Annotated in this window: 6 protein-coding genes; 4 read left to right on the top strand and 2 right to left on the bottom strand. The window is 67.4% G+C overall.

Features of this window, described 5'->3' with window-relative positions; genetic code table 11:
- Positions 1-3 precede the first annotated feature (3 nt).
- Together smeB and smeC are read left to right on the top strand one after the other, a co-directional pair.
- Positions 4-3153 (top strand): multidrug efflux RND transporter permease subunit SmeB, encoded by a 3150-nt coding sequence (smeB, locus tag AC5P5R_RS17815; RefSeq protein ID WP_099524072.1) that lies wholly within the window; start codon positions 4-6, stop codon positions 3151-3153.
- A complete protein-coding gene (gene smeC, locus AC5P5R_RS17820) occupies positions 3150-4565 on the top strand; it encodes a multidrug efflux transporter outer membrane subunit SmeC (RefSeq protein WP_099524071.1) in 1416 nt (471 codons plus the stop codon). Before smeB ends, smeC begins: the two co-directional genes overlap by 4 nt.
- Before the next feature lie 209 nt (positions 4566-4774).
- Here smeC and mnmG read toward each other — a convergent pair whose 3' ends face one another.
- Positions 4775-6664, bottom strand: coding sequence for a tRNA uridine-5-carboxymethylaminomethyl(34) synthesis enzyme MnmG (gene mnmG / locus AC5P5R_RS17825; protein ID WP_099473805.1), 1890 nt, complete (start codon positions 6662-6664; stop codon positions 4775-4777).
- Positions 6665-7213: 549 nt separating this feature from the next.
- On the bottom strand, positions 7214-7693 hold the full coding sequence (locus AC5P5R_RS17830; protein ID WP_019661648.1) for a hypothetical protein: 480 nt from the start codon (positions 7691-7693) through the stop codon (positions 7214-7216).
- Between the two features lie 158 nt (positions 7694-7851).
- Between AC5P5R_RS17830 and AC5P5R_RS17835 the strand changes: the two genes are divergently transcribed.
- Both AC5P5R_RS17835 and AC5P5R_RS17840 read left to right on the top strand, forming a co-directional pair.
- The gene (locus AC5P5R_RS17835; protein ID WP_049397696.1) at positions 7852-8814 is read left to right on the top strand and encodes a pyridoxal-phosphate dependent enzyme; all 963 of its coding nucleotides are present in this window, start codon (positions 7852-7854) and stop codon (positions 8812-8814) included.
- Positions 8799-9443, top strand: coding sequence for a YdcF family protein (locus AC5P5R_RS17840; RefSeq protein WP_049485264.1), 645 nt, complete (start codon positions 8799-8801; stop codon positions 9441-9443). The genes AC5P5R_RS17835 and AC5P5R_RS17840 overlap by 16 nt, the downstream gene beginning before the upstream one ends.
- Positions 9444-10007 lie beyond the last annotated feature (564 nt).

The following is a 10007-nucleotide window of genomic DNA, read 5'->3' on the forward strand; positions in this document are numbered from 1 at the left end:
CACATGGTTCGTTTCTTCATCGACCGGCCGATCTTCGCCTGGGTGATCGCCATCGCGGTCAGCCTGCTCGGCCTGCTCGCGATCCTGATCCTGCCGGTGGACCGCTACCCGCAGATCGCCCCGCCCACCATCACCATCCGCGCCACCTACACCGGCGCCTCGTCGCAGACCGTGGAAAACGCGGTCACCCAGGTCATCGAGCAGTCCCAGCAAAGCCTCGATCACCTGATGTACATGACCTCGACCAGTGCCTCCGACGGCTCGGCGCAGGTCAACCTGGTGTTCGCCACCGGTACCAATCCGGATACCGCGCAGGTGCAGGTGCAGAACCAGCTGCAGGCCGCCATGGCCACGCTGCCGCAGGCGGTGCAGCAGAACGGCCTGACCATCACCAAGTCCAGTGGTTCGATCTTCGAGGTGCTGTCGTTCACCAGCGAAGACGGCAGCATGGACAACTTCGATGTCGCCAACTTCATGGAAGCGCGCATCGATGACCAGATCAGCCGCGTCAGCGGTGTCGGCAACATCCAGCCGATCGGCCAGGAATACGCCATGCGCATCTGGCTGGATCCGGAGAAGATGCGCCAGTACGCGCTGATGCCCTCGGACATCGAGACCGCACTGCAGGCACAGAACACCGATGTCTCCGCCGGTGAGCTGGGTGGCCAGCCGGCGCTGAAGGGCCAGCAGCTCGACGCTACGGTAACCGCGCGCAGCCGCCTGCACACGCCCGAGCAGTTCGCGCAGGTGGTGCTCAAGGCCGATTCCAACGGCAGCGTGGTGCGTCTGGGCGACGTGGCGAAGATCGGCCTCGGGCCGGAAAGCTACGACAGCATCAGCACCTTCAATGGCAAGCCGTCGGCGTCGCTGGGCATTGAACTCAATGCCGGTGCCAACGCGATCGCCGTCTCCAAGGCCATCGATGCACGGCTTCAGCAGCTGCAGAAGTACTGGCCGCATGGCTACACCGCCCACGTGGCCTTCACCACCACGCCATTCGTGACCATTTCGCTGAAGGAAGTGGTGATCACCCTGATCGAAGCGATCATCCTGGTGGTGCTGGTGATGTACCTGTTCCTGCAGAACTGGCGCGCCACGCTGATCCCGACCATCGCGGTGCCGGTGGTGCTGCTGGGCACGTTCGGCGTGCTGGCTGCATTCGGGTATTCGATCAACACCCTGACCATGTTCGCACTGGTGCTGGCCATCGGCCTGCTGGTGGACGATGCCATCGTGGTGGTGGAGAACGTGGAGCGGGTGATGACCTTCGAAGGGCTGGCGCCGAAGCCGGCCACGCTGAAGGCGATGGGCCAGATCACCGGCGCGCTGGTCGGCATCGTGCTGGTGCTGACCGCGGTGTTCCTGCCGATGGCGTTCTTCAGCGGTGTAACCGGGGTGATCTATCGCCAGTTCTCGGTGACGATCGCCGCCGCGATGATCCTGTCGGTGCTGGTGGCGATGACCATCACCCCGGCACTGTGTGGCAGCATCCTGCACCAGATTCCCAAGGGCGGCCATCCGCATGGCGACCACGGTGGCGAACCCAGCCTGCTGGGCAAGTTCTTCATCTGGTTCAACCACCGCTTCGAGCGCACCTCCAACGGCCTGCGTCACCGCGTGGATCGTTTCCTCGGCCGCCGCACGCTCGGCGTGCTGTTCTACCTGGTGCTGAGCGTGGCCACCGGCCTGTTGCTGTGGCACCTGCCGGGCGCGTTCCTGCCCGATGAAGACCAGGGCATGCTCAACGCGCTGGTGAAGCTGCCGGCCGGTTCCACGCTGGAGCAGACGCGGGCGGTGATGGATCGTCTGAGTGCCGTCGCGGTGAAGGACGACGGCGTGCTCTCGATCCAGGCCACCGCCGGTTTCAGTGTTACCGGCAGCGGCCAGAACGTTGGCCAGGCCTTCATCCGGCTGAAGGACTGGGATGACCGCAAGGACGATGCCGATACCATCGCCGCACGCTTGACGCGGGCGATGGCCAGCGTGCCCGATGCGCAGGTGTTCATCACCTCGCCACCGGCCATCCTGGGCCTCGGCGATGCGGGTGGCTTCACCCTGGAACTGCAGGACGAAGGCGGTGCCGGCCATGCCGCCGCCGTGGCCGCGCGCAACACGCTGCTGAAGGAAGCCGCCAAGGACCCGAAGCTGGTCAACGTGCGCTACGCCAGCCTGGAAGACGCGCCGGTATACGCGGTGAAGGTGGACGACGCCAAGGCGCAGGCGATGGGCGTGAACCCGCAGGACGTCAATGACACCTTGAACGCGGCGTTGGGCGGCGACTTCGTCAACAACTTCATCTACAAGGGCCGCATCAAGAAGGTGTTCATCCAGGGCACCGCCGAAGCACGCATGCAGCCGCAGGACATCGAGCGCTGGAGCGTGCGCAACCAGGCCGGGCAGATGGTGCCGCTGTCGTCGCTGATCAGCACGCATTGGACCAGTGCGCCGGCCGCACTGCAGCGCTACAACGGCATCTCGGCGATGGAAATCACCGGCCAGCCGGCACCGGGCGTCAGCTCCGGCGAGGCGATGGCCGAGATCGCGCGCCTGGCCGACACGCTGCCGGAAGGCTTCAGTCACGCCTGGTCGGACATGGCCTACCAGGAACAGCTGTCGGGCAACCAGGCGCCGATGCTGTATGCCATCTCGCTGCTGTTCGTGTTCCTGTGCCTGGCCGCGCTGTATGAAAGCTGGGCGGTGCCGTTCGCGGTGATGCTGGCGGTGCCGGTGGGCGTGTTCGGTGCGGTGCTGATGATGAACCTGCGTGGCCTCAACAACGACGTGTACTTCCAGGTCGGCCTGCTGACCACGATTGGTCTGGCAGCGAAGAACGGCATCCTGATCGTCGAGTTCGCGCGCATCCTCGAACAGCAGGGCAGGGACACCCGCGACGCGATCCTGCAGGCGGTCTACCTGCGGCTGCGGCCGATCGTGATGACTTCGCTGGCGTTCCTGATGGGTGTGTTGCCGCTGGTATTTGCCACCGGCGCCGGTTCGGCTGCGCGCCGTTCGCTGGGTACCGGCGTGGCCGGTGGTACGGTGGCCTCGATGGTGCTGGGCATGTTCTTCGTGCCGTTGTTCTACCTGCTGGTGCGCCGCCTGTTCCCGGGCCGCGCGCCGGCCGACGCCACTGTCCCGGAGACAAGCCCATGAAGCCGATGCTGCTGCGCGCCCTGGCGGCCGCAACGATGACCGCCGTGCTGGGCGGCTGCGTGAGCATGGCCCCGCACTACCAGCGACCCGAGGCGCCGGTGCCGGCACAGTTCGGCAATGCTGCCATCGGCGCGGCCGAACCGGCACTGGCGATGCCGGCCTGGCGCGACGTGTTCCTGGAACCGCGCCTGCAGCAGGTCATCGCGCTGGCGCTGCAGAACAACCGCGACCTGCGCGTGGCGGTGCTGCAGGTGGAGAAGGAGCGCGCGCAGTACCGCATCCAGCGCGCGGCACTGCTGCCGTCGGTGGATGCCAGCGGCAGTGTCACCCGTTCGCGGGTGAGCGATGCCAACAGCGAGACCGGCGTCACCCAGGTGACCGAATCCGATGCCGTGCAGGTGGGCATCAGTAGCTGGGAGCCGGACCTGTTCGGGCGTATCCGCAGCCTGAAGAACGAGGCGCTGCAGAACTGGCTGGCCAGCGCCGAGAACCAGCGCGCCGCGCGCACCAGCCTGGTGGCTGAAGTGGCGACGGCCTGGCTGGCGCTGGCGGCCGACGAGCAGTCGCTGGCATTCACGCAACAAACGCTGGACAGCCAGCAGCAGACCCTTCAGCGCACCGAGGCCCGCCATGCACAGGGGCTGGCCTCGGGCCTGGACCTGTCGCAGGTGCAGACCAGCGTGGAAGCCGCGCGCGGGGCGCTGGCGAAGCTGCAGACCCAGCAGGCGCAGGATCGCGATGCATTGCAGCTGTTGGTGGGGGCACCGCTGGATCCGGCCCTGCTGCCAACCGCGCAGGCGCTGGATGGCAGCGTCGCATTGGCGCCGCTGCCCGCCAACCTGCCGTCCAGCGTGTTGCTGCAGCGCCCGGACGTGCTGTCCGCCGAGCATGCATTGCAGGCAGCCAACGCCGATATCGGTGCCGCGCGCGCCGCATTCTTCCCGACGCTGGCGTTGACCGCCAACTACGGCCACAGTTCCACCGCGTTGTCGACGCTGTTCTCGGCCGGCACCCGTGGCTGGTCGTTCGCGCCCAGCATCACCGCGCCGATCTTCCATGCCGGTGCACTGAAGGCCTCGCTGGATGCCTCGAAGATCGGCAAGGACATCGGCATCGCGCAGTACGAGAAGGCGATCCAGCAGGCCTTCAGTGAGGTGGCCGATGCGCTGGCCACGCGCGATCACCTGACCGCGCAGCTGGACGCGCAACGCGCGTTGGTGGCTGACAGCCAGCGCAGCTACACCTTGGCCGATGCGCGCTACCGCACCGGACTGGATGGCTACCTGCAGTCGTTGGATGCGCAGCGCAGCCTGTATGCCGCGCAGCAGGACCTGATCGCCCTGCAGCAGCAGGAAGCGGGCAACCGGGTGACGTTGTTCAAGGTGCTGGGTGGTGGCGCGGACGCGCGGTAACGCGCCCGCCCATGTGGGTGTGTCTTCCGCTCCGGTAGGTGCCGACCTTGGTCGGCACAAATGCATGCAGCATCGCGATCTGATGATTCGTGCCGACCAAGGTCGGCATCCACCAGGGCAGATTCATGTGCCGACCAAGGTCGGAACCCACCAGGGCAGACTCATGTGCCGACCCAGGTCGGCACCCACCAGAAGCAGGTGAGACCGCGTTACGCCACGCGTCCGCGCCGCGCCCGCTCCAGGTGCACCAGCAGCAGCGAGATCGCCGCCGGGGTCATGCCCGGGATACGCTGCGCCTGGCCGATGGTCTGCGGGCGCACACGTTCCAGTTTCTGCAGTGCCTCAGCCGACAGCCCGCGCACGGTTGCATAGTCGAACGCCTCGGCGATCGGCGTGGCCTCATGCCGCTGCTGCCGCTCGATTTCCTCGCGCTGGCGATCCAGGTAGCCGGCGTACTTCACGCCGATCTCCACCTGTTCGGCCACCTTGGCGTCGGCCACGGCCGGGCCCAGCGACGGCACCTGCATCAGCTGCGCGTAATCCAGTTCGGGGCGCTTGATCAGGTCCAGCACGTTGGTTTCGCGGCTGACCATGACGCCCAGCGTATCCTGCACTTCGCGGCCGAGCGCATTGGCCGGCGTGGCCCACAGCGCACCCAGACGCGCACGCTCGGCGGCGACCGCGGCCTGCTTGGTTTCGAACGCGTTCCAGCGGCGGTCGTCGACCAGGCCCATTTCGCGGCCGGCCGGGGTCAGGCGCTGGTCGGCATTGTCCTCGCGCAGCTGCAGGCGGTACTCGGCGCGGCTGGTGAACATGCGGTAGGGCTCGTTGGTGCCGTGGGTGATCAGGTCATCCACCAGCACGCCCAGGTACGCCTCGTCGCGGCGCGGGCACCAGCCATCCAGTCCACGTACCTGGCGTGCGGCGTTGAGGCCGGCCAGCAGGCCCTGCGCGGCCGCTTCTTCATAGCCGGTGGTGCCGTTGATCTGGCCGGCGAAGAACAGGCCGTTGACCAGCTTGGTTTCCAGCGAGGCCTTCAGCCCGCGCGGATCGAAGAAGTCGTACTCGATCGCGTAGCCGGGGCGGGTGATGTGCGCGTTCTCGAAACCACGGATGCTGCGCACCATCTCCAGCTGCACGTCGAACGGCAGCGAGGTGGAGATGCCGTTGGGGTAGATCTCGACGATGCCCAGGCCTTCGGGTTCGACGAAGATCTGGTGGCTGGCCTTCTCGGCGAAGCGCACTACCTTGTCCTCGATGGACGGGCAGTAGCGCGGGCCGATGCCTTCGATCTGGCCGCTGTACAGCGGCGAGCGATGCAGCGCGTCGCGGATGATCTGGTGGGTCTGTTCGGTGGTGTGGGTGATCCAGCAGCTGACCTGCTGCGGATGCTCGTCCACCGAGCCGAGGAAGGACATCACCGGGCGCGGCGAATCACCGGGCTGCTCATCCATCACGCTGTAGTCCAGCGAGCGGCCATCGATGCGCGGCGGCGTGCCGGTCTTCAGGCGGTCCACCTGGAACGGGCGCTCGCGCAGGCGCGCGGCCAGCGTGGTGGCCGGCGGGTCGCCCATGCGGCCGGCAGCGTACTGGGTCGGGCCGACATGGATCTTGCCGGCGAGGAAGGTACCGGCCGTCAGCACCACGGCCCCGGCGTCGAAACGCAGGCCGGTCTGGGTGATGACGCCGCGCACGGCGTCGCCTTCGATGACCAGGTCATCGACCGCAGCCTGGAACACCGTCAGGTTGTCCTGCCCTTCGACGATGGCGCGGATCGCCATGCGGTACAGGTTGCGATCGGCCTGGCAACGGGTGGCACGCACGGCCGGGCCCTTGGAGGCGTTCAACGTGCGCCACTGGATGCCGGCGCGGTCGGCGGCATGCGCCATCGCACCGCCCAGGGCGTCGATTTCCTTGACCAGGTGGCCCTTGCCGATGCCGCCGATGGCCGGGTTGCAGCTCATCGCGCCCACCGTTTCGATGTTGTGGGTCAGCAGCAGGGTGCGCACGCCGGTGCGGGCCGCGGCCAGCGCGGCTTCGGTGCCAGCGTGGCCACCGCCGATGACGATGACGTCGTAACGATGGAAGGACGGATTCATGGGGGCTGTTCAGCTGGGGGCGGGCGCGGCCGGGGGGCGGCGCCGGGGTGGCGATTTTAGCGCCATTCGGGGCCCGGACGTCGGCGCCGGCCCGTTGGCGGCGAAATCAGGCCTAAAGTTGGCAGGATTTTTGCAGATAACCCAATAGCACCCATCGTGGCTGGCGCCGCAGGCGCCCGTGACCGGAATTGGAACAGGGGCCGGTACAGGCGCACGGTGGGGGAGCAGAGGGCCGGCAGTCGGGGGACTGTCCGGCCCTGTTTTTTTGGGGTGCCGGGAAAGGCCCCGCCCACGCATGGCGTGGATCTACTGACGCTGGGGCTCTCGCCGGTTGGCGGCCCGGCAAAACAAACGGCCCCGCATTGCGGGGCCGTCTGCCTTCAGAGGTGCCGACATCCGACAGGGCCGGAACAGGGGGGATCCAGATGTTCCTGTCGGATATCGACGTAGAGCTTTTTGCGGCGGCCCGTGTCGTTTTTGTCACTTTGTGACGCGGGCCGTCACTGTCCGCGTAGATTGCGGCTTGGACCGTGTGAAATGCAAGACGGTTCAGCGCTCAACTGTGCGCTGCGTCGCACGATCCATGTTGCGCCAGGGGGAACCGTTCATCCTCGGCGCACTCGGTGCCGGTGCCGGACGGGCCTGGGGCGCCGGCGGCTGTGCGTTCGACTGCGGCGGGCGGCGCATCGAGTCCATGTTCCGCCACGGCGAACCACCGTTGTACGACGGTCGCGACGGCGGCGGCGGACGGTGCTCGCCACCATTGCCCGGGCGCGGCGGCGGGCGATGGTTGTGCGGCGGGCGGTAGATCGGGCGCGAGTAATACGGATTGCCGTAGCCGCCGTAGTAGCCGCCATAGCCACCGTAGTAGGGGCCGTAGTTGTAGGGATAGCCGGCCGGGTAGCGGTACTCCACCGACGGCGCACCGTGGTAGTAGCTGCCGCTGCGGCCGCCGCCGACATAGTCGTAGGTGGTGCAGCCGGTCAGGGCCAGCAGCAGGCCACCGGCAAGCATCAGGCGCATTTTCATGGTGGGTCCCCCCAGAGGACGGGTGTGCAGTCAGCTTCGGGCGCCAGCGTTGAATCGGCCCTTAATTCCGCCGGCCAGGATGAATGGAGGCGTAGGGCTGCATGCTGGCATGACCTGTGTCCGGTCGCCAGCGCGAAGCCATACGTTAATCTTGCGTCATGAGCGATTCACTGTTGCCCCGCGCCGATGACGTCCTGCTTGCTGCGGCGAGGATCGCCCCGCACGCCAGCGTGACGCCGGTGCTGCGCTCGCGCACGCTCGATGCGCTGGCCGGCGCACAGCTGGCGTTCAAGGCCGAGCACCTGCAGCGCGGTGGCGCATTCAAGTTCCGTGGTGCCTGCAACGCGGTGTGGTCGCTTGATGCTGATCGTGCCATCGCTGGCGTGGTGACCCATTCCTCCGGTAACCACGGTGCCGCGCTGGCGCTGGCCGCGCGCACGCGTGGCATTCCCTGTCATGTGGTGGTGCCGGAAGGCGCGGTGGCAGCGAAGCTGGCGAACATCGCCCGCCACGGCGCCACGCTCTGGCGCTGTCCGCCGACCATCGCCGACCGCGAGGCCACCTGTGCCAGGGTGCAGGGCGATACCGGCGCGACCCTGGTCCATCCGTATACGGACCCGGCGGTGATGGCCGGGCAGGGCACTGCGGCCCTGGAACTGCTGCACAGCGACGGCCCGTTCGATGTGCTGGTGGTGCCGGTGGGCGGCGGTGGCCTGGCCAGCGGTACCGCGCTGGCGCTGCAGCACGCCAGCCCGCAGACCCGCCTGGTGCTGGCCGAGCCAGCCGGAGCCGACGATACCGCGCGCTCGCTGGCCGCTGGCGAGCGGCAGGGCGCGTTCACCCCGGACACGATCTGCGATGGACTGCGTACCCTGATCGGCGCGCCGAATTTCGAACTGCTGCGCGCGGCCGGTGCCGAGGTAATCGTGGTCGATGACACTGCGACCATGGCCGCAATGCGCCTGCTGTGGGAGGTGCTCAAGCAGGTGGTCGAGCCATCCTCGGCCACCGTACTGGCCGCGGTGCTGGCACAGCCGCAACGTTTTGCCGGCCTGCGCGTGGGCCTGGTGCTGTCCGGCGGCAACGTCGACCTGCCCGCGTTGCGCTGGGGGGCGCCATGAGCCGCGACCGGCATCGGCCTCGCACCGGCGTGCTGGGCTGGCTGTGGCGGCTGTTTGTCCTGCTGGTGATCTGGCTGCTGGGTGTGACTGCCTGGATCGTCTGGGTCGGCGAGCGCGACCAGGCCGCCAAGGCCGACGCCATCATCGTGCTGGGTGCGGCCGCCTATGACGCCAAGCCGTCACCGGTGTTCGAAGAACGCATCCGCCACGGGCTGGATCTGTATGAAGCACGCTATGCGCCGCTGCTGATCTTCACCGGTGGCTATGGCGGCACCGGTGCGCGCTTCTCCGAGTCGCAGGTGGCGCGGCGTTACGCGCTGAAGCATGGCGTGCCGGACGATGCGATCCTGATCGAAACCGCTTCGCGCAATACCGTGCAGAACCTGGTTGAAGCCAAGCGGCTGATGGACCAGCGCGGCCTGCACCGGGTGATCGTCGTCAGCGATCCGCTGCACATGGCGCGCGCGCTGCGCCTGAGCAAGGCGCTCGGCATCGATGCGCTGGCCTCGTCCACGCCCAGCACGCGCTTCCGCAGCTTCCACACCAGCTGGCGCTTCCTGGTGCAGGAAATCTATTTCTTCCACCGCGACCTGGTGCGCCCGCCGTTGAGTTCGCCGGCCAATACCTGAGGGCGGAAGCCTGCGTTGCGCACGGCGTCGCATTGGGTAGTGCCGGCCGCTGGCCGGCAGATGCCCCCCATGGGATTGTGATGTTGCCGGCCAGCGGCCGGCACTACCAGACGGTCAGGTCTGCTTGCGCCGGATCGGAATCGCCGACACCGCTCGGAATTGGCAGGTGCCAACCTTGGTTGGCACCATCTGTCAGATCGCGATGTCGCCGGCACTGTGCCGACCAAGGTCGGCACCCACCAGAGCGATTCGCGTATGGCGTCGCATTTGGTAGTGCTGGCCGCTGGCCGGCAGATGCCCATCATGGAATCGTGAGGTTGCCGGCCAGCGCCCGGCACTACCAGACGATCAGGTCTGCTTGCGGCGGATTGGAATGGCCGACACCGCTCGGAATTGGCAGGTGCCAACCTTGGTTGGCACCATCTGTCAGATCGCGATGCTGCCGGCACTGTGCCGACCAAGGTCGGCACCCACCAGAGCGATTCGCGTATGGCGTGGCATTTGGTAGTGCCGGCCGCTGGCCGGCAGATGGCCACCATGGAATCGTGAGGTTGCCGGCCAGCG

This window comes from Stenotrophomonas sp. YJH_SMC_19 (genome assembly GCF_059367915.1).